The sequence below is a fragment of the Streptomyces sp. NPDC045695 genome (assembly GCF_056432025.1).
The window spans coordinates 213,143-233,571 of the sequence record NZ_JBWKJU010000007.1 but is presented as its reverse complement, the minus strand read 5'-3'; the positions used below and the strand labels follow the sequence as shown (position 1 = coordinate 233,571).

21 protein-coding genes and 1 tRNA gene are annotated in these 20,429 nt (G+C 72.4%); 11 read left to right on the top strand and 11 right to left on the bottom strand.

The features are described 5' to 3' along the window. Positions 1-87: 87 nt before the first annotated feature. Positions 88-1,365, bottom strand: a complete 1,278-nt coding sequence (locus AC07DU_RS15550) for an exo-beta-N-acetylmuramidase NamZ family protein (protein WP_479111770.1) — start codon at positions 1,363-1,365, stop codon at positions 88-90. A gap of 113 nt (positions 1,366-1,478) precedes the next feature. Between AC07DU_RS15550 and AC07DU_RS15545 the strand changes: the two genes are divergently transcribed. The 3 genes from AC07DU_RS15545 to AC07DU_RS15535 all read left to right on the top strand — a co-directional run bounded on the left by AC07DU_RS15545 (position 1,479) and on the right by AC07DU_RS15535 (position 4,650). Further along, positions 1,479-2,252 (top strand): SDR family oxidoreductase, encoded by a 774-nt coding sequence (locus tag AC07DU_RS15545; protein WP_479111768.1) that lies wholly within the window; start codon positions 1,479-1,481, stop codon positions 2,250-2,252. After that, the gene (locus tag AC07DU_RS15540; protein ID WP_479111766.1) at positions 2,237-3,976 is read left to right on the top strand and encodes a class I adenylate-forming enzyme family protein; all 1,740 of its coding nucleotides are present in this window, start codon (positions 2,237-2,239) and stop codon (positions 3,974-3,976) included. The genes AC07DU_RS15545 and AC07DU_RS15540 overlap by 16 nt, the downstream gene beginning before the upstream one ends. A 68-nt stretch (positions 3,977-4,044) precedes the next feature. After that, the gene (locus tag AC07DU_RS15535; protein WP_361950306.1) at positions 4,045-4,650 is read left to right on the top strand and encodes a TetR/AcrR family transcriptional regulator; all 606 of its coding nucleotides are present in this window, start codon (positions 4,045-4,047) and stop codon (positions 4,648-4,650) included. 61 nt (positions 4,651-4,711) lie between these two features. Here AC07DU_RS15535 and AC07DU_RS15530 read toward each other — a convergent pair whose 3' ends face one another. The 7 genes from AC07DU_RS15530 to AC07DU_RS15500 form a co-directional block, all read right to left on the bottom strand. After that, positions 4,712-5,944 (bottom strand): acyl-CoA dehydrogenase family protein, encoded by a 1,233-nt coding sequence (locus AC07DU_RS15530; protein ID WP_479031692.1) that lies wholly within the window; start codon positions 5,942-5,944, stop codon positions 4,712-4,714. Between the two features lie 11 nt (positions 5,945-5,955). Continuing rightward, positions 5,956-6,999, bottom strand: coding sequence for a phosphotransferase family protein (locus tag AC07DU_RS15525; protein WP_479111764.1), 1,044 nt, complete (start codon positions 6,997-6,999; stop codon positions 5,956-5,958). A gap of 126 nt (positions 7,000-7,125) precedes the next feature. Then, positions 7,126-8,037 (bottom strand): MBL fold metallo-hydrolase, encoded by a 912-nt coding sequence (locus AC07DU_RS15520; protein ID WP_479111762.1) that lies wholly within the window; start codon positions 8,035-8,037, stop codon positions 7,126-7,128. Positions 8,038-8,168: 131 nt separating this feature from the next. Beyond that, entirely contained in the window at positions 8,169-8,465 is a 297-nt protein-coding gene (locus AC07DU_RS15515) for a hypothetical protein (RefSeq protein WP_360887716.1), read from the bottom strand. Between the two features lie 129 nt (positions 8,466-8,594). Continuing rightward, on the bottom strand, positions 8,595-8,936 hold the full coding sequence (locus tag AC07DU_RS15510) for a DUF202 domain-containing protein (protein WP_479031684.1): 342 nt from the start codon (positions 8,934-8,936) through the stop codon (positions 8,595-8,597). Continuing rightward, positions 8,933-9,331 (bottom strand): YidH family protein, encoded by a 399-nt coding sequence (locus tag AC07DU_RS15505; protein ID WP_479031681.1) that lies wholly within the window; start codon positions 9,329-9,331, stop codon positions 8,933-8,935. Before AC07DU_RS15505 ends, AC07DU_RS15510 begins: the two co-directional genes overlap by 4 nt. Before the next feature lie 9 nt (positions 9,332-9,340). Further along, positions 9,341-9,871, bottom strand: coding sequence for an NUDIX hydrolase (locus AC07DU_RS15500; RefSeq protein ID WP_479031678.1), 531 nt, complete (start codon positions 9,869-9,871; stop codon positions 9,341-9,343). 76 nt (positions 9,872-9,947) lie between these two features. Between AC07DU_RS15500 and AC07DU_RS15495 the strand changes: the two genes are divergently transcribed. Then, the gene (locus tag AC07DU_RS15495; protein WP_479111760.1) at positions 9,948-11,603 is read left to right on the top strand and encodes an FAD-binding dehydrogenase; all 1,656 of its coding nucleotides are present in this window, start codon (positions 9,948-9,950) and stop codon (positions 11,601-11,603) included. 46 nt (positions 11,604-11,649) lie between these two features. Here the strand turns inward: AC07DU_RS15495 and AC07DU_RS15490 are convergent, their stop codons facing one another. Then, entirely contained in the window at positions 11,650-12,078 is a 429-nt protein-coding gene (locus AC07DU_RS15490) for an ASCH domain-containing protein (RefSeq protein WP_479111758.1), read from the bottom strand. Positions 12,079-12,257: 179 nt separating this feature from the next. Here AC07DU_RS15490 and AC07DU_RS15485 point away from each other — a divergent pair, with 179 nt between their 5' ends. The 3 genes from AC07DU_RS15485 to AC07DU_RS15475 all read left to right on the top strand — a co-directional run bounded on the left by AC07DU_RS15485 (position 12,258) and on the right by AC07DU_RS15475 (position 16,517). Continuing rightward, on the top strand, positions 12,258-13,202 hold the full coding sequence (locus AC07DU_RS15485) for a hypothetical protein (RefSeq protein ID WP_360887698.1): 945 nt from the start codon (positions 12,258-12,260) through the stop codon (positions 13,200-13,202). A gap of 78 nt (positions 13,203-13,280) precedes the next feature. Then, positions 13,281-14,852 carry an APC family permease gene (locus AC07DU_RS15480; protein ID WP_479111755.1) on the top strand — a complete coding sequence of 524 codons (1,572 nt, stop codon included), beginning with the start codon at positions 13,281-13,283 and terminating at the stop codon, positions 14,850-14,852. 225 nt (positions 14,853-15,077) lie between these two features. Then, positions 15,078-16,517, top strand: a complete 1,440-nt coding sequence (locus AC07DU_RS15475) for an amino acid permease (protein WP_453374571.1) — start codon at positions 15,078-15,080, stop codon at positions 16,515-16,517. A gap of 119 nt (positions 16,518-16,636) precedes the next feature. Here the strand turns inward: AC07DU_RS15475 and AC07DU_RS15470 are convergent. Continuing rightward, positions 16,637-16,721, bottom strand: a tRNA-Leu gene (locus AC07DU_RS15470). A gap of 167 nt (positions 16,722-16,888) precedes the next feature. On the opposite strand from AC07DU_RS15470, the gene AC07DU_RS15465 reads away from it, so the two are divergent. The 3 genes from AC07DU_RS15465 to AC07DU_RS15455 all read left to right on the top strand — a co-directional run bounded on the left by AC07DU_RS15465 (position 16,889) and on the right by AC07DU_RS15455 (position 19,405). After that, positions 16,889-18,214 (top strand): M20/M25/M40 family metallo-hydrolase, encoded by a 1,326-nt coding sequence (locus tag AC07DU_RS15465; RefSeq protein WP_479111753.1) that lies wholly within the window; start codon positions 16,889-16,891, stop codon positions 18,212-18,214. Between the two features lie 130 nt (positions 18,215-18,344). Then, positions 18,345-18,578: a chaplin ChpH gene (chpH, locus tag AC07DU_RS15460; RefSeq protein WP_361950270.1), complete on the top strand. Its 234-nt coding sequence runs from the start codon at positions 18,345-18,347 to the stop codon at positions 18,576-18,578. Between the two features lie 134 nt (positions 18,579-18,712). Then, on the top strand, positions 18,713-19,405 hold the full coding sequence (locus AC07DU_RS15455; protein ID WP_479111751.1) for a chaplin: 693 nt from the start codon (positions 18,713-18,715) through the stop codon (positions 19,403-19,405). A gap of 66 nt (positions 19,406-19,471) precedes the next feature. Here the strand turns inward: AC07DU_RS15455 and AC07DU_RS15450 are convergent, their stop codons facing one another. Next, complete coding sequence (locus AC07DU_RS15450; protein ID WP_360887680.1) at positions 19,472-19,660, bottom strand: DUF5703 family protein; 189 nt, start codon at positions 19,658-19,660, stop codon at positions 19,472-19,474. 47 nt (positions 19,661-19,707) lie between these two features. Here AC07DU_RS15450 and AC07DU_RS15445 point away from each other — a divergent pair, with 47 nt between their 5' ends. Further along, positions 19,708-20,376: a hypothetical protein gene (locus AC07DU_RS15445; RefSeq protein ID WP_360887677.1), complete on the top strand. Its 669-nt coding sequence runs from the start codon at positions 19,708-19,710 to the stop codon at positions 20,374-20,376. The last annotated feature ends 53 nt before the right edge of the window (positions 20,377-20,429 follow it).

The window sequence follows — 20,429 nt, the reverse complement described above, 5'->3', positions numbered from 1 at the left end:
GACCCCCTCAACGCCCTGCCTCCAGCCGCAGCACTGGCCAGCATCCTGCTGTCGTGCCCGTCCGGCCAGCCCCCCGGCACGGTCGGCTCACGCGTAGAGCAGGTACTGCCGGCGCACCGCCTCGAACCGCGCCAGCTCCGCCGCCCAGTCGCCCACGATCTCCTCCACCCCGGCCCCCGCGTCCACCATCGTCCGCACCCGGTCCGAGCCGGTCAGCCGGTCGATCCAGTGGTCCGCGCGCCAGCCGAAGCCGCTCCACGCCCGGCGGGCGGTGACCAGCAGTCCGATCCCGGCCCGCACGGGGTCGAAGGACTCCCGGTCATGGACGATCAGCCGCACACCGCCGCACACCTTCCCCACGTGCTGGGAGAAGGTCGGTGTGAAGTAGGCCTCCCGGAACCACACGCCGGGCAGCTCCAGTGCGTTCGCCGCCTCGGCCCACCGGCGGTCGACGCCCGGCGCGCCCAGCACCTCGAACGGGGTGGTCGTCCCGCGCCCCTCGGAGAGGTTCGTCCCCTCGAACAGGCAGGTGCCCGCATACGCCAGAGCCGTGTCCGCGGTCGGCATGTTCGGGCTCGGCGGCACCCAGGGCAGCCCGGTCTCCCCGAAGAACGACCCCCGCCGCCACCCGGACATCGACACCGTCCGGAGCCTGACCGGCCCTCGGGGAAAGGACCCGCCGTTCAGGAACTCGCCGTTGAAGAGCAGGGCCAGCTCGGCCGCCGTCATCCCGTGCGCCAGGGCGATCGGCTCCCGGCCGACGAAGCTCGCGTACGGCCGTCGCAGCACGGGTCCCGCGGCCCGTCGGCCGCCCACCGGATTGGGCCGGTCCAGCACCACCACCGCCTTGCCGGCGAGCGCGGCGGCGCGCATGCAGTCGTAGAGGGTCCAGATGTAGGTGTAGAAGCGCGCCCCGACGTCCTGGATGTCGAAGACGACGGTGTCGATCCCGGCCGCCGTGAACACGTCCGCGAGCCGCTGCCCGCTCAGGCCGTACGTGTCGTACACCGGCAGCCCGGTCGCCGGATCGCGCCCCGCCCCCTCGGCGTCGCCCGCCTGCGCCGTGCCGCGGAACCCGTGCTCGGGCCCGAACACCGCGACCAGCTCCACCCGGGCGTCCGCGTGCAGGACGTCGACCAGGTGCCGGGCGTCGGCCGTGATCCCGGTGGGGTTGGTGACCACCCCGACCTTCTGACCGGCCAGCACGCCGTAACCGTCCGCGGCCAGACGCTCGAAACCGGTCCTGACCCGGCCGCCCCGCGGCCCGCTCGCCCCGGCGGTCCCGCCCGGCTCGGCGGCTCCCACCGTCCCCAGCGCGCCCATGGCCCCCGCCAGTCCCAGCACCCCGCGTCGTGACACCGTCATCCGGCCACGCTACGAGGCACACCCCTTCCGCCCGAACATACCGACTGGTTAGTCTGCTCGACGTCCGGACCCAGCACGCCCCCACCGGGCATCCGCATCCGGCCGTACGAGAGGTGATCCCCGTGAGCGCGTACCAGGACCAGCGAGTCGTCGTCACCGGAGCGGGAGGTGGCATCGGCGCCGCCCTCGCCCACCGCTTCGCGGCCGAGGGCGCCACGGTGGTGGTCAACGACCTCGACCCGGCCAGGGCCGCCGCCGTGGCGGCAGCGATCGGGCCGCGGGCGATCCCGCTCGCCGGGGACGCGTCGGAGATCGTGGCCGAGGCCCGCAAGGCGCTCGGCGGCACGGTCGACACCTACTGCGCCAACGCCGGGCTCGCCTCGGGCGGAGACGCGTTCGCCGACGAGGCCGTCTGGGAGGCGGCCTGGGACACCAACGTCATGGCGCACGTGCGCGCCGCCCGCCTGCTGCTGCCGGACTGGCTGGAGCGGGGCGGCGGCCGGTTCGTGTCCACCGTCTCCGCCGCCGGGCTGCTGACCATGATCGGAGCGGCCCCGTACAGTGTCACCAAGCATGGTGCGCTCGCCTTCGCCGAATGGCTTTCGCTGACCTACCGCCACCGCGGCGTCCAGGTCCACGCGATCTGCCCGCAGGGGGTGCGCACCGACATGCTGACCGCCGCGGGCTCGGCGGGCGAACTCGTCCTCGCGCCGACCGCGATCGAGCCGGAAGCGGTCGCGGATGCGCTGTTCGACGGCATGGAGAAGGGACGCTTCTTGATCCTGCCGCACCCCGAGGTCGCCGGTTACTACGCCGCCCGCGCCACCGAGCCGGACCGCTGGCTGAGCAACATGAGCCACCTCCAGCAGAAATGGGAGACCAGGTGATCTCCTCGTACGCCGCCAAACCCTGGCTCGCCCTCCTCAGCCCGGCCCAGCGGGCGCCCCACACGCCGCCGGCCACCGTGCTGCACGCCTTCCGTGCGGCCGCCGCCCGCGCCCCCGGGCGCACCGCGCTGGCCTATTTCGACGGCCGGATCGGATACGCCGAGGCCGACGCGCTCTCCGACTCCGTCGCCGGCCACCTCGCCGCGCGGGGCGTCCGCCGCGGGGACCGGGTCGCGGTCATGCTCCAGAACACCCCGCACTTCGTGCTCGCCGTACTGGCCGCCTGGAAGGCCGGGGCCGTGGTCGTCCCGCTCAATCCCATGTACAAAGCGGGCGAGGTCGGGCACATCCTCCGCGACGCCGGGGCGGCCGCACTGGTCTGCGAGGGCCGCGCGTGGAGCGCGTACCTTCGCGGGGCCGTGGACGGCAGCGCCGTACGGACGGTCCTGACCGCCTCCGACGCGGACTTCCAGACGCGCCACGACCCGCGGCTCTTCAGCCCGGCGCCGGAGGCTCCGGCGCCCCAGACTCCGGCGCCCGAGGCCCCCGCGGCCCAGACTCCGGCGCCCGAGGCGCCCGAGGCCGGCCCGTCGGCCCCCGCCGTCGACGACTTCGCCACCGTGGCCCGCCTCGGCCACCCCGCGCCGGACGCCCCCGCCCTCACCGCCGCCGACACCGCCCTGATCAGCTACACCTCCGGCACCAGCGGCGCCCCCAAGGGTGCGATGAACCCGCACGGCGCGCTCACCCACAACGCCGGCCGGCAGGTCGCCGGCCACCCCCTGTCCGAGGGCGCCACCTACTTCGCCCTGGCGCCCCTCTTCCACATCACCGGCATGGTGTGCGAGCTCGCCGCCTGCTTCGTCAACGCCGGGACCCTCGCCCTCGCGCACCGCTTCGACGCCGGAGTCGTCCTCGACGCCTTCCTCGAACACCGCCCGGCCTACACCGTCGGACCGGCCACCGCCTTCATCGCCCTCGCCGCCCATCCCGGCGTCACCCCGGACCACTTCGCCTCCTTCAAGGTCGTTTCCTGCGGCGGAGCCCCCCTCCCGCCCGCGCTCGTCGCGCGCCTGCGCACCGCCTTCGGCTTTTCGCTGCGCAACGGCTACGGCCTCACCGAGACCACCGCTGCCTGCGCCTCCGTGCCCGTGCACCTCGAAGCCCCCGTCGACCCCGCCACCGGCACCCTCTCCGTGGGTCTGCCGGGCGCCGACACCGTCGTGCGCATCCTCGACGAGCAGGGCGCCGAGGTCCCCTTCGGCGAGACCGGCGAGATAGCCGTCCGCGGACCCCAGGTCGTGCCCGGCTACTGGGGGCTGCCCGCCGAGACCGCCGAGGCCTTCCCGGACGGCGAACTGCGCACCGGCGACGTCGGCTTCATGGACCCGGACGGCTGGCTCTACGTCGTCGACCGCAAGAAGGACATGATCAACGCCTCCGGCTTCAAGGTCTGGCCGCGCGAGGTCGAGGACGTCCTCTACACCCACCCCGCCGTGCGCGAGGCCGCCGTGGTCGGAGTCCCCGACCCGTACCGGGGAGAGAGCGTCAAGGCGTACGTGAGCCTGCGCCCCGGCACCTCGGCCGCACCGCAGGAGCTCTCCGCCCACTGCGCCGAGCGCATCGCCGCGTACAAATACCCGCGCCAGGTGGAGATCCTGCCTGTCCTTCCGAAGACGACCAGTGGCAAGATCCTGCGACGGGAACTGCGCGAGCGCGGCTGAATACAGTCGGATGGTCGTACAGCTGGTCGCGACGGCCAGGCAGGAACGAGGAAGGGAAGGCCAGCACCATGGCGGCCAAGAGCACGGAGCCCGAAGGCACCCACGAAGCCCCGGTACCGCAGCGGCTGCTGGCCGTCGCCACCAGGCTGTTCGCCGAGCGCGGCTACGACCGCACCTCGGTCCAGGAGATCGTCGAGGCGGCCGGCGTCACCAAGGGCGCGCTCTACCACTACTTCGGGTCCAAGGACGATCTGCTGCACGAGGTGTACGCGCGGATGCTGCGCCTCCAGCAGCAGCGGCTCGACGCGGTGGCCGGATCCGACGCCCCCGTCGAGGAACGGCTGCGGGCGGCCGCCGCCGACGTGGTCGTCACCACGATCGAGAACCTCGACGACGCGATGATCTTCTTCCGCTCGATGCACCAGCTCAGCCCCGAGAAGTTCAAGCAGGTGCGGGCGGAGCGCCGGCGCTACCACGAGCGCTTCCGGGCCCTGGTCGAGGAGGGCCAGCGCACGGGTGTGTTCTCCACCGCCACCCCCGCGGACCTGGTGGTGGACTACCACTTCGGGTCCGTCCACCACCTGTCCACCTGGTACCGGGCGGACGGTCCGCTCACGCCGCAGCAGGTGGCCGACCACCTCGCCGACCTGCTGCTGCGCGCGCTGCGTCCGTAACGGGCGACCGCGGGCGGCGTCCGGCGGCGTCCGCAGCGGGCGCCGCCGGCCGGGAGACCGGCTACTGGTGGCGCTTCAGCTCCCGTCGCGCCAGCGACCGCTGGTGCACCTCGTCCGGGCCGTCGGCCAGCCGCAGGGTCCGCGCCGCCGCCCACAGCTCGGCCAGCGGGAAGTCCTGGCTCACCCCGCCCGCGCCGTGCAGCTGCACCGCCTGGTCCAGGATCCCCACCACCGCCCGCGGGGTCGCGATCTTGATGGCCTGGATCTCGGTGTGCGCGCCCCGGTTCCCGACCGTGTCCATCAGCCACGCCGTCTTCAGCACGAGCAGCCGCAACTGCTCCACCGTGACCCGGGCGTCGGCGATCCAGTTCTGTACGACGCCCTGCGCCGCCAGCGGCTTGCCGAAGGCGGTACGGTCCACCGCGCGCCGGCACATCAGCTCGATGGCCCGCTCCGCCATGCCGATCAGCCGCATGCAGTGGTGGATGCGGCCCGGGCCGAGCCGGGCCTGGGCGATGGCGAAGCCGCCGCCCTCCTCACCGATCAGGTTCGCCGCCGGGACCCGCGCCCCGTGGAAGACCACCTCGGCGTGGCCGCCGTGGTCGTGGTCCGCGTAGCCATACACCGTCATCGCCCGGCGCACCTCCACCCCCGGGGTGTCGCGCGGGACCAGGATCATCGACTGCTGGCGGCGCGGATCGGCGCCCTGCGGGTCGGTCTTGCCCATCACGATGAAGATCTTGCAGTCCGGGTTCATGGCCCCGGAGATGTACCACTTGCGCCCGGTGACCACGTACTCGTCCCCGTCGCGCTCGATGCGGGTCTCGACGTTCGTCGCGTCCGAGGAGGCCACCTCGGGCTCGGTCATCGCGAAGGCGGAGCGGATCTCCCCGGCCAGCAGGGGTTCGAGCCACTGCTTCTTGTGCTCCTCGCTGCCGAAGTGCGCGAGCAGCTCCATGTTGCCGGTGTCCGGGGCAGCGCAGTTCGTCGCCATGGGCGCCAGGTGCGGGCTGCGGCCGGTGATCTCGGCGAGCGGGGCGTACTGCAGGTTGGTCAGACCGGCTCCGTGCCCGTCCTCGGTGTGGCCGTGCCGGTTGACGTAGAAGAGGTTCCACAATCCCTGGCGGCGTGCTTCGGCCTTCAGTTCACCGAAGACGGCCGGGGTGTCCCAGGGCGAGGCCAGCCGTGCGCGCTGCTCGGCGGCGACGGGCTCCGCCGGGTAGACGTACTCCTCCATGAACGCGAGGAGCCGTTCGCGGAGTTCCTCGGTCCGGGCGTCGAATGCGAAGTCCATGGGTGCGTGCCTCAGCCTTCCTGGAGGGTGGTCAGTCCGTGCTCGATGAAGACCGGGACCAGCTCGCCGATCCGGTCGAAGCCCGCACCCACGGTCTGCCCGAGGGTGTAGCGGTGGTGGATGCCTTCGAGGATCACGGCGAGCTTGAACCAGGCGAAGGCCGTGTACCAGGCGATGGCGTCCGTGTCCCGGCCGGAGCGGGCGGCGTACCGTTCGACGAGCTCGGCGGGGGCCGGGTGGCCCGGCGCCCCGCTCGTCGTGCTGACGGGAGATTCGGTCAGGCCCAGGTCCGAGCTGTACATGACCAGCAGCCCGAGGTCGGTCAGTGGATCGCCCAGCGTGGACATCTCCCAGTCCAGCACCGCCCGGATCGTGTCCTCCGGGCCGCCGATCAGAACGTTGTCGAGCCGGAAGTCCCCGTGGACCACGGTCGGGGCGGGGGACGCGGGCACCGCCCGGCCCAGCGCGGCGTGCAGTGCGTCGATCCCGGCGAGCTCCCGCCCCCGCGAGGCCGCGAGCTGCTTGCCCCAGCGGCGCAACTGCCGGTCCAGGAAGCCCTCGGGCCGGCCGAAGTCGCCCAGACCCACCGCCTGCGGGTCCACCGCGTGCAGCTCGACCAGGGTGTCCACCAGTCCCAGCACCGCCCGGCGGGTGCGCTCCGGGCCGAGCGCGGCGAGCTCGCCGGCCGTGCGGTACGGCACCCCGTCCACGTACTGCATGACGTAGAACGGCGCCCCGAGCACGGCCTCGTCCTCGCACAGCAGGACCGGCTCGGGCACCGGCACGGCCGTGCCGTGCAGCGCGGCGATGACCCGGTGCTCGCGGCGCATGTCGTGGGCGGTGGCCAGGACGTGGCCCAGCGGCGGCCGGCGCACCACCCAGCGGGCGGTCCCGTCGGTGATCTCGTAGGTGAGGTTCGACCGGCCGCCCTCGATCAGCCGGCCGCGAAGGGACCCGGCCACGAGTCCCGGCCGGGCCCGGTCGAGATGGCCGCGCAGCCGCTCCAGGTCGAGGCCCGGCGGGCCGGCCGCTGCCGAGGCTGAGGCTGGGCTCATGGGGTGCACCTCCGTGCGGGGTGGACGACGGGTGTTCGTGAGACATCATGCCGACCAGTCGGTATGCCGTCCAGAGCGCGGGCCGGAGGAACACCTCCGGCCGCGCGGGTACGGGATCCTCGGGGATCAGGCGTGGCAGAGGATCGGCGTTCCGCCGTTCATCACCGTCATGTCCTTCAGGACCGCCAGGATGTCCAGGGGCGCGCCCTCCGGCTCCCCGGCCAGTTCCGCGTACGCCCGGTGCACGTTCGCCACCAGCCGCTCGCTGTCCCGCCAGGCGGAGAACTCGCCGAGATCGGCCTGGCGCGCCACCTCCAGCGGGGTCAGCCCCTTCGCCCGTCCCTCCCGGGCGAGCTCGGCCACGTACCGCAGATAGCGCTCGGTGGCCTCGTAGGCTGACGGATCGGTCAGCGGCCCGTGCCCGGGTACGACCGTCTCCGCGTCCAGCGAGCGCAGCAGCTCCAGTGCCCGCAGGGAGCCGGCGAGGGAGCCCATCGCCAGGAACGGCGTCCCGCCGGCGAAGACCAGGTCCCCGGTGAAGACCACCCGCTGCCGGGGGAGCCACACGACCGAGTCGCCGGTGGTGTGGGCCACGCCCGGGTGCACGACCTGCACCTCCGTCGCGCCGACGTGCAGGGTCGCCCGGTCGCTGTAGGTGAGATCGGGCGGGGTGATCTCTATCGCGCCGAAGTCGGTGGCGGGCCAGATCATCTCCAGCTGGTGCCCCGCGGCGAGCTGCTCGGACCGTGCGTTGTCGTGCCCGAGGATCAGCGCCTCGGGGGCGAACACGCCGTTGCCGTAGGTGTGGTCGCCGTGGTGGTGGGTGTTCACCACGGTGCGGGGGAGCGGCACCCCGGCCGCCACGACCGCGTCGCGCAGCGCCCGGGCCCGGCGTTCGGTGGCGGCGGTGTCGACGAGCAGGGTGCGCCCGCCGTCGCTCACGAAACCGGCGTTGTTCAGGCACCAGCCGCCGTCCGGCTGGACATAGGCGTACACGCCCGGCGCGGGCTGGACGAGATACGGCTCATCGACGGGCATCCGGGCTCTCCCCACATCGCTTGACGGGCGGTCAGCATCCTGCCAGCCGTCGCGGCGCCGGGGGAGAGGGGGTGCCCTGTACTGACTGATCCCCTGTGCCGACTGATCCCCTGTACAGACTGATCCTTCAGTCAGTGGTCGTCGTAGTGCCCGTCGTGGGCCGCGTGCCGGTGCCCGTCGTGCAGATAGTCGACGTGATCACCGTGCTGGACCGTGTCGTGCCCGCAGTCCGCGCCGTGCGCGTGCGCGTGGCCCTCGTGCGCGGTGTGCCCCGAGGGCTCGCACTCGTCCCAGTGCCCGGAGTGCTCCCGGTGCAGATGCCCGTCGTGCGCGTAGTCGGTGTGATCGCCGTGCGGCACCGCCCGGTGCCCGCAGTCCGCGCCGTGCGTGTGCTGGTGCGTGGGATGTTCGTGGTGCATGGTCGTCATGGCGCCGACGTTAGTGCCGATCGCCGGATATCGCCCGTTGTGTCCGAGTGGCGCTCCGAGTGTGCTCCGAATGGCACTCCGAGTGGCTCTCCTGGTGGCGTGAAGAACCCTGATCATCGGACCTACGGGTCAGACGATCACCGCCATCGCGCACACCGCCAGGGCCACCGTGCACGCCGCCGCCGCCAGGGCCGCCCGCGGCGCCAGAGCCGTCGGCCGGCCCGCCGCCAGGGCCCGGATCCGCCGGTGCGCCACCCCCAGGAACGCCAGCCAGGACAGCGCGATCACCGCTGCCCCCACCAGCTCCGGCGCAGCGCCTGACCCGCGCAACGTCTGCCGCAGCGCCAGCACCAACACCACCGACGAGGCCAGCGTCGTCCGCCGCCAGGCGAGCCGGGTCCGCTCCGGCTGCAACCCGGCATCGCGCAGCTCACCGGCCGGGCCCCCGCCGCCCCCGCCGGGAGGCCTCACCGGCCCCTCGTCCAGCCCAGCAGCACGACCACCACCATCGTCACCGCGACCAGCCCCACGCCCAGACTCAGCACCACGGGGAACCGCGACACCGGCAGGTCCTCACCCCGCCGCATCGCCCGCTCGCACCGCACCCAGTGGTTCACGGCGCGCAGCGCACAGCCCGCGCCCACCCCGAGCAGCGCGAAGGCCATCCCGACCCGCACCCCCCACCGCAGGTCGGGCAGGAACTGGTCGACGGCGAAACCGCCGCCCACCAGGGCCAGCGCGGTCCGGATCCAGGCCAGGAAGGTCCGCTCGTTGGCCAGCGAGAAGCGGTAGTCGGGGGTCTCGCCCTCGTCCTTCAGCCGCGACGGTGCGAACCAGAGGCGCGCGTCCTTGACGAAGTCGATCACCCGCCCAATCTACTGGTGGAGCCCCCGGAACTCCCGCAGCCGCCGGTACGCCTCCAGCCCGTCCGGCACCCAGGGCCACTGCCCGTCCCCGACCCGCCGGTCCAGCTCCTCCCGCGAGAGGTACGCGTGCCAGGCGACCTCCGAGGCCTGCGGAGCCACCGCCGGCTCGCACCGCACCTCGTGCACGTAGGACCACCAGGCCCCGCCCGGGCCCTCGTACAGGAACTTGAACAGCGGGACGGGCTGCGGCAGCCCCGAGACGCCCAGCTCCTCCTCGGCCTCCCGCAGCGCGGCCCGCGCGTAGCTCTCGCCGGCGCCCACCACCCCGCCCACGAACATGTCGTAGTGCGAGGGGAAGACGAGCTTCGAGGCGGTCCGCCGGTGCACGAAGACCCGGCCCCGCGCGTCCGTCGCCTGCACGAACACACAGCGGTGGATCAGCCCACGGGCGTACACCTCGCCGCGCGGGGCCTGCCCGACCACCCGGTCGTCCCGGTCCACCACGTCCAGTACTTCATCAGCGGCACTCACACAGGTCATCCAATCACCGCTGTTGACTGGTTACCGCTCCGTAGCCAAGGATCTGCCCCACCATCGACGGAGGACGGGTAACCGCATGACGTACGACGCAGACGTGATCGTGATCGGAGCCGGGCTCGCGGGCCTCGTGGCCACCGCCGAGCTCGTCGACGCGGGCCGCAAGGTCATCCTGCTCGACCAGGAGCCGGAGCAGTCGATCGGCGGGCAGGCGCACTGGTCCTTCGGCGGCCTGTTCTTCGTGAACTCGCCCGAACAGCGCCGGATGCGGATCAAGGACAGTCACGACCTCGCCCTCCAGGACTGGCTGGGCACGGCCGGATTCGACCGCGCCGAGGACGCCTGGCCGCGCCGCTGGGCCGAGGCCTACGTCGACTTCGCGGCCGGGGAGAAGCGCCCCTGGCTGCACGCGCAGGGCGTCCGCTTCTTCCCCGTCGTCGGCTGGGCGGAGCGCGGGGGCTACGACGCCAACGGCCACGGGAACTCCGTCCCCCGCTTCCACATCACCTGGGGCACCGGCCCCGGCCTGGTGGAACCCTTCGAGCGGCGCGTGCGGGCCGGGGTGGCCCGCGGCCTGGTCCAGCTGAGGTTCCGCCACCGGGTCACCGGCCTCGGCGCGACGGCCGGCGCCGTGGACACCGTGACGGGCGAGATACTGGAGCCCTCCGCCGCCGTACGGGGCACCGCGAGCAGCCGGGAGAGCACCGGGGCCTTCTCCCTGCGGGCCCAGGCCGTCATCGTGACCAGCGGCGGCATCGGCGGCAACCACGATCTGGTGCGCGCGCAGTGGCCCGCCCGGCTCGGCACCCCGCCCCAGCGGATGCTCTCCGGGGTCCCGGCCCACGTGGACGGCCTGATGCTCGGCGTCGCGGAGGCCGCGGGCGCCAGCCACATCAACAAGGACCGGATGTGGCACTACACGGAGGGCATCGAGAACTGGAACCCGATCTGGGCAAGGCACGGCATCCGCATCCTGCCCGGCCCGTCCCCGCTGTGGCTGGACGCGACCGGCAAGCGGCTGCCCGTGCCGCTCTTCCCGGGCTTCGACACCCTCGGCACGCTCGACCACATCATGAAGACCGGCCACGACCACACGTGGTTCGTGCTCAACCAGCGCATCATCGGCAAGGAGTTCGCCCTCTCCGGCTCCGAGCAGAACCCCGACCTCACCGGCAGGTCTATCCGCGATGTCATCTCCCGCGCCCGTCAGGCCGTGCCCGCCCCGGTCAAGGCCTTCATGGACAACGGCGCCGACTTCGTCGTCGAACGGGACCTGTCCGCCCTGGTGCGCGGCATGAACGCGGTGACCAAGGAGGACCTCCTCGACGAGGCCGCCGTCCGGCGCGAGATCGTCGCCCGCGACCGGGAGATCGCCAACCCCTTCACCAAGGACCTCCAGGTGACGGCCATCCACGGCGCCCGCAGGTACCTCGGCGACAAACTGATCCGCACGGCCGCCCCGCACAGGATCCTGGACCCCGCGGCCGGCCCGCTGATCGCGGTACGGCTCTCGATCCTGACCCGCAAGTCCCTGGGCGGCCTGGAAACCGACCTCTCCTCGCGCGTCCTGACCACCGACGGCGAACCGCTGCCCGGCGTCTACGCGGCGGGCGAGGCGGCGGGATTCGGCGGCGGCGGGGTCCACGGCTACCGGGCCCTGGAGGGCACCTTCCTCGGCGGGTGCATCTTCTCGGGCCGGGCGGCGGGCCGCGCCGCCGCCGACGCGGTCGCCTGACCGTCGCCCGTGCCGCCGCCTGACCGCCCGTGCCGCCGCCCGACCGTCAGGCGGACAGCCGCTCGGTGACCCGGAACCGCTCCGCGACGACCAGCGTGTCGTCGTCGACCGTGAACCGCGGGTCACCGAGCGCCGCGCGCATCGGCTCGCTGTGCCAGAACTCCTCGTGCGCCCTACGCCATTCGGCCACCGACGCGTACCCCTCGCCCTCGTCGAGCGCGTGCCGCAGCCCGACGTCCCCGAGCCGCAGCACCTCCACGGCCGTCACCTCCACCACCGCCACCCCGCGCTCCCCGGAGTCCACCAGCAGGCTGCGGGCGCCGGGCTCCGGCAGGGCCTCGCCCTCGGCCTCGTACTCCGCGAGGAGGCCGGTGGTACTGGTCTTCGCCCCGCTCAGCGCGGCCGCGACCAACCGGTCGCGCAACGGGCCGGGGAACCCCAGCAGGTACGGGGGGAGGGCGTCGGGTGCCGTCATGCGGCCCACTCTACGGCGCGCGGGCGAAGGCCCCGAAGCGGCGCAACCGACACAACTCACACGACCTCCAGACCAGTTGAAACCCGCCAGGCAGTGGACTGGACCTTGACGTGGAGCTGTGCGTACCGCTTTGCTGTGCGTGATCACCGGCCGCCCGCGTCCTGGAGGGATACCCGCGGATGTCCCCGCCTCCGCCCCTCGGCCGCGCCCGCAAGCGGGACGCCCAGCTGTTCGACCCTGCCCTGTGCGACGCCGAACTCGTCGACGTGCGGAGCCAGTTCAACCAGGGACGCTGGGCCAGTGCCCGCTCCCTCCTCGTCGGCACCGGCGACGACTGGGACCGCCGGGGCCACCGCGTCGTCGTGCTCGCCCAGACCCGGGCGGCCACCGCCTGGGCCCGGGAATGGCTGCTCGCCGAACCGGAGAGCGCCGACGCCGCCGCCCTGCTCGCCTGCGCCGCCGTCTTCGACGCCCTGCGCCAGCAGGGCGCGCCGGCCGACGCCGAGGAAGCCTGCCGCCGGGCCGCCGCCCTGCTGCCCGCCGACCCCACGCCCTGGCTCGGACTGCTCCTCCTCTCCCGGACCTTCGGGACCGAGGAGGAGTTCAGCCGCCACTTCGACCAGGTCCGGGCCCGCCACCGCGAGCACCACCACGCCCACCACCTGATGGTCGCCCGGCTCGCCGAGCGGGCCCTCACCTCCGGCCACGACCCGCTCCACGAGGTCTACGACTTCGCGTCCTGGGCCGCCGAGGAGTCCCCCGCCGACTCCCCGCTCGCCGTGCTCCCCGTCGTCGCCCACGCCGAGCGCTACCGGGTGCTCGCCGCCACGTACGGCCACGACCCCGAGGCGGCCGCCGCCCACTGGGCGGGCCGCCGCGCCCGCCAGGTCCTGCGCTCCGCCTTCGACTGGTGGCTGGAGTGGGAGCGCGAGGACCACCCCCGCAACCGGGTCGACCTCAACTTCCTGGCCCACGCCAAACTCTGCGAGGGCCGCCCCGCCGAGGCCGCCGCCCTCTTCCACCGCATCGGCAGCCACGCCACCCGGGCCCCCTGGTCCTATCCGGACCGGGACCCGCACAAGGCCTTCCTCGCCGCGCGGAGGGTCGCGCTCGGCACCGCCTGACCCCCTCCTCCGCGGCACCGGACGACCCCCAGGCTCCCCGGAGCCCCCGAAGGACCCCACCCCCGAAAGGACGGCGCCATGCCGACGGGCAGATCCACCACGCTCCAAGACCCGGCCGAGATCCGTACCTACAAGGGCCAGGACCGGGCCCTGCGCGCCGACCGGCTCGGCACCGCGGGCCTGCTGCTCTCCGTGCTCGCCGCCAGTGCGCCGCTGATGGTGGTCGCCGGTGTCATGCCCACGACCTTCGGGGTCATGGGCATCGTCGGCCAGCCGCTGCTGTTCGTCATCCTCGGCGTCGTCCTCGCGCTGTTCAGCATCGGCTACGCCGAGATGAGCCGGCACGTCCACAACGCCGGCGCCTTCTACGCGTACATCGCGCGCGGCCTCGGACCCACCGCCGGCGCGGCCGCCTCCCTCGTCGCCCTCATCGCGTACAGCGCCATGCAGGTCGGCGTGTACGGCATCCTCGGCTTCGAGATCTCCAGCCTCTTCGCCACCTATCTGGAGGTCGAGCTCGCCTGGTGGATACCGGCCCTGCTCGCGGTCGCAGTCACCGGAGGGCTCGGCTGGCTCAAGATCGACCTCAACGCCAAGGTGCTCGGCGTCCTCCTCCTCATCGAGTGCGCCCTCGTCGTGGTCTTCGACGTCGCCGCCCTCACCGAGCCCGGCCCCGAAGGTCTCTCGCTCCACGCCTTCAACCCCGAAACGCTCAGCGGAGCGGGCCTCGGCACCGCCCTGTGCTTCTGCATCGCCGCCTTCGTCGGCTTCGAGCAGTCCCCGGTGTACGCCGAGGAGACCAGCAAGCCGCACATCGTCGTCTCCCGCGTGATGTTCCTCGGCGTCGGCTTCGTCGCCCTCTTCTTCGCCTTCAGCGCCTGGGCCCTCACCGTCGCCACCGGCCCCGCCGAGGTCGTCAAGACCGCCGGGGAGGCCGGCCCCGGCCTGCTCTTCCAGCTCACCGAGACCCGCCTCGGCGCCACCTTCACCGACGTCCTGCACGTCCTCTTCGTGACCGGCATGTTCGCGGCCATGCTCAGCTTCCACAACGTGGTCGCCCGGTACGCCTTCGCCATGGGCCGCGAGGGCCTGCTCCCGGCCGCCTTCGGCCGCACCAACCCCGGCACCGGCGCCCCCGCCACGGGCTCCCTCCTCCAGACCGTCATCGCCGCCCTCGTCGTGATCGCCTTCGCCGTCACCGGCGACGAGGCGCCCGCCGACCCCAGCCTGCCGGTGCAGCTGCCCGACCCGACCACCCCCGTCCTGCACCTGTTCACCTGGATGGGCAACGTCGGGGCGCTCGGTGTGACCCTCCTCATGGCCGCCGCCTCCTTCGCGGTCATCGCCTTCTTCGTCCGCCGCGGCACCGCCGCGGCCCAGGTCTGGCGGCTCGTCGCCGCCGGCGCCGCGGGCCTGGCCCTCCTCGGCATCGCCGCCTACACCGTCAAGGACTTCGACGTCCTGGTCGGCGCCGAGAAGGGCTCCGCGCTCAGCTGGGTCCTGCCCGGCATCATCGGCGCCGCCGTCGTGATCGGGCTGCTCTACGGAGTGGTGCTGCGCCGCGAGCGCCCCGAGGTGCACGCCCGTATCGGCCTGGGGAACGAAGCCTTCCGCCTCGATCAGGCGGCGGAGACCACTCCCGGCGACTGACCCCGCTTTCCTCCTCAGGAGAAGCCCCCGACAACCGTTTCCAAGGTCATCGGGGGCTTCGTCATGTGAGGGGCGATTTTGGCGGGGGGCGGACCCTCATGGTCTCCTGGGGCGACAAAATCACCGGACCATGACACAGGGGACACCACCCAGCTCCCCTGCGCCCGGTCCGGCCTGCCCGCCCGACCCACGAAGGCGAAGTCATACATGAGTGACCTGAGTGACCTGAGTGACCGCACCTTGACCGAGGCACCCGCCCCGGCGTCGTCCCGCCACGTCGACGCCGGTGACGAGGGCTACAGCAAGGACCTCAAGTCCCGCCACATCAACATGATCGCGATCGGCGGAGCGATAGGCACCGGCCTGTTCCTCGGCGCCGGCGGACGCCTCGCCGGCGCCGGCCCCTCCCTCGCGATCGCCTACGCGGTATGCGGAGTCTTCGCCTTCTTCGTCGTCCGTGCGCTCGGCGAGCTCGTCCTCTACCGCCCCTCCTCCGGTGCCTTCGTCTCCTACGCCCGTGAGTTCATGGGCGAGAAGGGCGCCTACACGGCCGGCTGGCTGTACTTCCTGAACTGGTCCACGACCACCGTCGCCGACATCACCGCCGCCGCGACCTACGCCCACTTCTGGTCGCTGTTCACCGACGTCCCCCAGTGGGTCCTCGCCTTCATCGCCCTCGCCGTCGTCCTCACCGCCAACCTGATCTCGGTGAAGTACTTCGGCGAGATGGAGTTCTGGTTCTCCCTGGTCAAGGTCGCCGCCCTGGTGGTCTTCCTGATCGTCGGCATCTGGCTCGTCGCCACCAGCCACGAGATCGGCGGCCACACCCCCGGCCTCGCCTCCGTCACCGACAACGGCGGACTCTTCCCCTCCGGCGTCCTGCCGATGCTCCTGGTGATCCAGGGCGTGGTCTTCGCGTACGCCTCCGTCGAGCTCTGCGGAGTCGCCGCCGGGGAGACCGAGAACCCCGAGAAGATCATGCCCAAGGCGATCAACTCGATCATGTGGCGCGTGGGCCTCTTCTACGTCGGCTCCGTGGTCCTGCTCGCGCTGCTGCTCCCGTACACGGAGTACAGCTCCGACCAGAGCCCCTTCGTCACCGTCTTCGACAAGCTCGGCGTCCCCGGCGCCGCGGGCGTCATGAACCTGGTCGTCCTGACCGCGGCCCTCTCCAGCCTGAACTCCGGCCTCTACTCCACCGGCCGGATCCTGCGCTCCATGGCCATCTCCGGCTCCGCCCCGAAGTTCACCGCCCGCATGAACAAGGGCAGGGTCCCCTACGGCGGCGTCCTGTTCACCGCCGCCTTCGGCGTCGCCGGCGTCGGCCTGAACTACTTCATGGAGGACGAGGCCTTCGAGCTCGTCCTCAACTTCGCCTCGCTCGGCATCCTCGGCACCTGGGCGATGGTCATGATCTGCTCGCTCCACTTCTGGCGCCGCGCCCGGCAGGGCCGCCTCCAGCGCCCCGCCTACCGGCTGCCCTGGGCCCCGTACACCCAGGTCGTCACGCTGGTCTTCCTCGTGGCGGTGCTCGTCCTGATGTGGTGCGACGGCGGTGTGGGCCGCACCACGGTCATGTTCGTCCCGGTCATCGGCGCCGCCCTCGTCGGCGGCTGGTACCTGGTGCGCGGCCGGGTGGCCGACCTCGCCGCCTCGCGCGACTGACGTCCCCGAGCCCGTACGGAGCCCCGCGCGCAGGGCTCCGTACGGGCTTTTGCGCACACCCCGCGCAACGAAACCCGGCCCACGCAAAAGGACCCCGCCGAAGCGGGGTCCTTCTCTTGTGTCCGAGGGGGGACTTGAACCCCCACGCCCGATAAAGGGCACTAGCACCTCAAGCTAGCGCGTCTGCCATTCCGCCACCCGGACAAGGTGTCTGTCTCGCGTCCCTCGCGGGCCGTTCCGACGTGGAAAACATTACCAAACATTCCGGGGGCCTCGATCACACCCCCCGTCGGCCGGGGATCGCCCTTGGGCGGAGCGGCCGGGAGCGGGAGGATGGAGGCGTTCGGTACCGATCAGTGGGAGGAAGCAGCGTGAGCGAGTCGAGCGCGGGCAGGACCGTCTCCGGTGAGGACGAGGTCGTCGACCTCTGCCGGGACCTCATCCGGATCGACACCAGCAATTACGGAGACCACTCGGGCCCCGGAGAGCGCAAGGCGGCGGAGTGGGTCGCCGAGAAGCTCGCCGAGGTCGGGCTGGAGCCGCAGATCTTCGAATCGCACAAGGGGCGCGCCTCGACGGTGGCGCGGATCGAGGGGGAGGACCCCTCGCGGCCCGCGCTGCTGATCCACGGGCACACCGACGTGGTCCCGGCCAACGCCGCCGACTGGACCTACGACCCCTTCTCGGGCGAGATCGCCGACGGCTGCGTGTGGGGCCGCGGCGCGGTCGACATGAAGGACATGGACGCGATGACGCTCGCCGTCGTGCGCGACCGGATGCGCAGCGGGCGCAAGCCCCCGCGCGACATCGTGCTGGCCTTCCTCGCGGACGAGGAGGCGGGCGGCGTCTACGGGGCGCGGCACCTCGTCGACAAGCACCCGGGTCTGTTCGAGGGCGTCACCGAGGCGATCGGCGAGGTCGGCGGCTTCTCCTTCACCGTGAACGAGAACCTGCGGCTCTACCTCGTGGAGACCGCCCAGAAGGGCATGCACTGGATGCGGCTCACGGTGGAGGGCACCGCGGGCCACGGCTCCATGACCAACAACGACAACGCGATCACCGAGCTCTGCGAGGCAGTGGGGCGGCTGGGCCGCCACACCTGGCCCGTACGCGTCACCAAGACCGTCCGGCACTTCCTGGACGAGCTCTCGGACGCGCTGGGCACCCCGCTCGACCCGGACGACATGGACGCCACGCTCGCCAAGCTCGGCGGCATCGCCAAGATGGTCGGCGCGACGCTGCGCAACTCCGCCGCCCCGACGATGCTCGGCGCCGGCTACAAGGTCAACGTCATCCCCGGCCAGGCGACCGCCCACGTCGACGGCCGCTTCCTGCCGGGCTACGAGGACGAGTTCTTCGCCGACCTGGACCGCATCCTGGGCCCGCGCGTGAAGCGCGAGGACGTGCACGCCGACAAGGCGCTGGAGACGGACTTCGACGGCCGGCTCGTGGACGCCATGCAGGGCGCCCTGAGGGCCGAGGACCCGATCGCGCGGGCGGTCCCGTACATGCTCTCGGGCGGCACGGACGCCAAGTCCTTCGACGACCTCGGCATCCGCTGCTTCGGCTTCGCGCCGCTCCAGCTGCCGCCGGAGCTGGACTTCGCCGGGATGTTCCACGGCGTGGACGAGCGCGTACCCGTGGACGGGCTGAAGTTCGGCGTGCGGGTGCTCGACCGATTCATCGACAACGCCTGAGAATCGCGAAGGTGTGCGCATTCCACTGAGAAGAGTGAACGCACTCATACGCTCGTAGCCCCGGTGATCCCTCCTCGTTACAGGTGGTGCGGTCCGCGGCTGGGACCGCACTTGCCTACTAGGAGGAACAATGCTCAAGAAGGTTGCTGCTGCTGCGGCTGCCACCGGTGGTCTGGTTCTCGCGGGTGCGGGCCTGGCTGTCGCCGACGCGGGTGCCCAGGGTGCGGCCATCGGCTCCCCCGGTGTCCTGTCCGGCAACGTCGTCCAGGTTCCGGTTCACGTCCCCGTGAACGTCTGCGGCAACACGGTGAACGTCATCGCGCTGCTGAACCCGGCCTTCGGCAACACCTGCGTCAACGCCTGACGCGTCTGAAGACCTGGCCCCGGAACGCATTCCAGCGTTCCGGGGCCGCCGGGCTTTCCGGCACAGAATCTCATCTTCGGCGCAGCAGGCGGGGGAGCCTGGCCGAAAACGTACACACCAGGGGACGAGTACAGATGCGACGACAGGCACAGGCCACCAGGAAGACCTTGATCACCATGGCCGCCGCGGGGGGTGTTCTGGCCCTGGGCGGGGGGTACGCACACGCGGACTCCGCCGCCACGGGACATGCCGTGAACTCTCCGGGCGTGCTGTCTGGGAACAACGTGCAGGCGCCGGTGGAAGCGCCGGTGAACGTATGCGGGAACACGGTCAACGTGATCGCGCTGCTCAACCCGGCCTTCGGGAACCAGTGTTCCAACGGCCCGGCCCGGCCCGGGCGTCCGGACCACCCCGGCAACCCCGGTCACCCCGGCAACCCCGGTCACCCCGGTAACCCGGGCACTCCCGGCGGGCAGCACCCCGGCAACCCCGGTCACCCCGGCAACCCCGGTCACCCCGGCAACCCCGGTCACCCCGGCAACCCCGGTCACCCGGGCACTCCCGGCGGGCACCACCCCGGCACCCCGGGCCACCCCGGTACGCCGGGCACGGGCACCCCGGGCACGCCCGGGACGCCCACCGGCCCCGGCGCGGGTTCCGTCACCCCGGTCACCCACCCCGGACCGGCCACCGGCACCGGGACCAGCGGTGCACCGGTCCTGGCCGCCACCGGCAGCGGTGACGTGCTGACCGCCGGTCTCCCGCTCGCCGGCGGACTGCTGCTGGCGGGCACCGTGCTCTACAGGCGCGCCCGCAACGCCGCCTGACGGTCGCTCACGACGCGGGTCCCTCGCCCGGCTGCCGCCGGGAGGTGCCCCCCACCGGGACCCGCGTCACCAGGTCGCGCGGACCTGCCGGATGATCCGGCGGCGCAGTCGCACGCGGCGGCTGCCGTCGCGGTGCAGGCTCAGGCGGTCGATCTCCCAGTTCCCGTACTCGGCATGGTCGGTCAGCAGGCGGGTCGCCTCCTCGCGTGGAACGCCGCGGGGCACGTACACGTCGACGAATTCGTATTCCGGCATCGCATCTATTGTGCGGGCAGAGCCCTGCTACGGATAGCGTCTCCCCTATGTCTGATGCCGCTCTGCCCACTGTTGCCGAGGTACGCGCCGCCGCCGAGGCGGTCAAGGCCGCGCTCGACCGTCACCTCGCCGCGGTCGAGCGCAGGACCGGGGACGAGGACCCGGACGTCTACGCCGCCTTCAACGAACTCGCCGCCGCGGCCGAGGAGTACGACGAACTCCTCTACGACCGTTACGACGAGGTCACCCCCTTCGAGATCCCCACGCCCGAGGACGGTGTCCCGTACACCGGCCCCGCCGAGCCCGCCGCCTTCAGCGTGCTCATCCGCCGCGACTACGCCGTGGTCGAACCGCCGCGGCTGATCGCCCAGGCCGAGCGCGTCGCCGCGCACGACCGGGACGCAGAATTCGTCCATGACGGCGGTACCGCCGACGCGCTGGGCGTCCTGTTCGGGGAGTACGAGCCCGACGAGATCGCCGCCCGCTCCAAGGACTTCGGGCTGGAGGAGCACGATTCCACCCTCTGGATCGCGGCCTCGGAGGAGGTGGCGGAACCGGGGGAGTGGCTGAGCGCGCCCTTCGGGCACATCGATCCGCAGGACGTCCTGCACCGGTTCGACGTCAGCTCCGTCTTCGACGAGGGCGACGACGAAGAGGAGGACGAGGACGAGGACGACGGGGAGACCGCGGCGGAGCAGGGTCTGACCAGGGCCTGATCACGCCCCGTACGCCCCGTTTGCACCGGCCGCCGTGGCCCCGCCCCGCAGGG

Excerpts from the sequence above, each read along its gene's own strand:
- AC07DU_RS15550 (WP_479111770.1), bottom strand. The coding sequence starts at position 1,365 with ATGACGGTGTCACGACGCGGGGTGCTGGGACTGGCGGGGGCCATGGGC.
- AC07DU_RS15540 (WP_479111766.1), top strand. The coding sequence starts at position 2,237 with ATGGGAGACCAGGTGATCTCCTCGTACGCCGCCAAACCCTGGCTCGCC.
- AC07DU_RS15535 (WP_361950306.1), top strand. The coding sequence starts at position 4,045 with ATGGCGGCCAAGAGCACGGAGCCCGAAGGCACCCACGAAGCCCCGGTA.
- AC07DU_RS15530 (WP_479031692.1), bottom strand. The coding sequence starts at position 5,944 with ATGGACTTCGCATTCGACGCCCGGACCGAGGAACTCCGCGAACGGCTC.
- AC07DU_RS15525 (WP_479111764.1), bottom strand. The coding sequence starts at position 6,999 with ATGAGCCCAGCCTCAGCCTCGGCAGCGGCCGGCCCGCCGGGCCTCGAC.
- AC07DU_RS15520 (WP_479111762.1), bottom strand. The coding sequence starts at position 8,037 with ATGCCCGTCGATGAGCCGTATCTCGTCCAGCCCGCGCCGGGCGTGTAC.
- AC07DU_RS15515 (WP_360887716.1), bottom strand. The coding sequence starts at position 8,465 with ATGACGACCATGCACCACGAACATCCCACGCACCAGCACACGCACGGC.
- AC07DU_RS15500 (WP_479031678.1), bottom strand. The coding sequence starts at position 9,871 with ATGACCTGTGTGAGTGCCGCTGATGAAGTACTGGACGTGGTGGACCGG.
- AC07DU_RS15495 (WP_479111760.1), top strand. The coding sequence starts at position 9,948 with ATGACGTACGACGCAGACGTGATCGTGATCGGAGCCGGGCTCGCGGGC.
- AC07DU_RS15490 (WP_479111758.1), bottom strand. The coding sequence starts at position 12,078 with ATGACGGCACCCGACGCCCTCCCCCCGTACCTGCTGGGGTTCCCCGGC.
- AC07DU_RS15485 (WP_360887698.1), top strand. The coding sequence starts at position 12,258 with ATGTCCCCGCCTCCGCCCCTCGGCCGCGCCCGCAAGCGGGACGCCCAG.
- AC07DU_RS15480 (WP_479111755.1), top strand. The coding sequence starts at position 13,281 with ATGCCGACGGGCAGATCCACCACGCTCCAAGACCCGGCCGAGATCCGT.
- chpH (WP_361950270.1), top strand. The coding sequence starts at position 18,345 with ATGCTCAAGAAGGTTGCTGCTGCTGCGGCTGCCACCGGTGGTCTGGTT.
- AC07DU_RS15455 (WP_479111751.1), top strand. The coding sequence starts at position 18,713 with ATGCGACGACAGGCACAGGCCACCAGGAAGACCTTGATCACCATGGCC.
- AC07DU_RS15450 (WP_360887680.1), bottom strand. The coding sequence starts at position 19,660 with ATGCCGGAATACGAATTCGTCGACGTGTACGTGCCCCGCGGCGTTCCA.
- AC07DU_RS15445 (WP_360887677.1), top strand. The coding sequence starts at position 19,708 with ATGTCTGATGCCGCTCTGCCCACTGTTGCCGAGGTACGCGCCGCCGCC.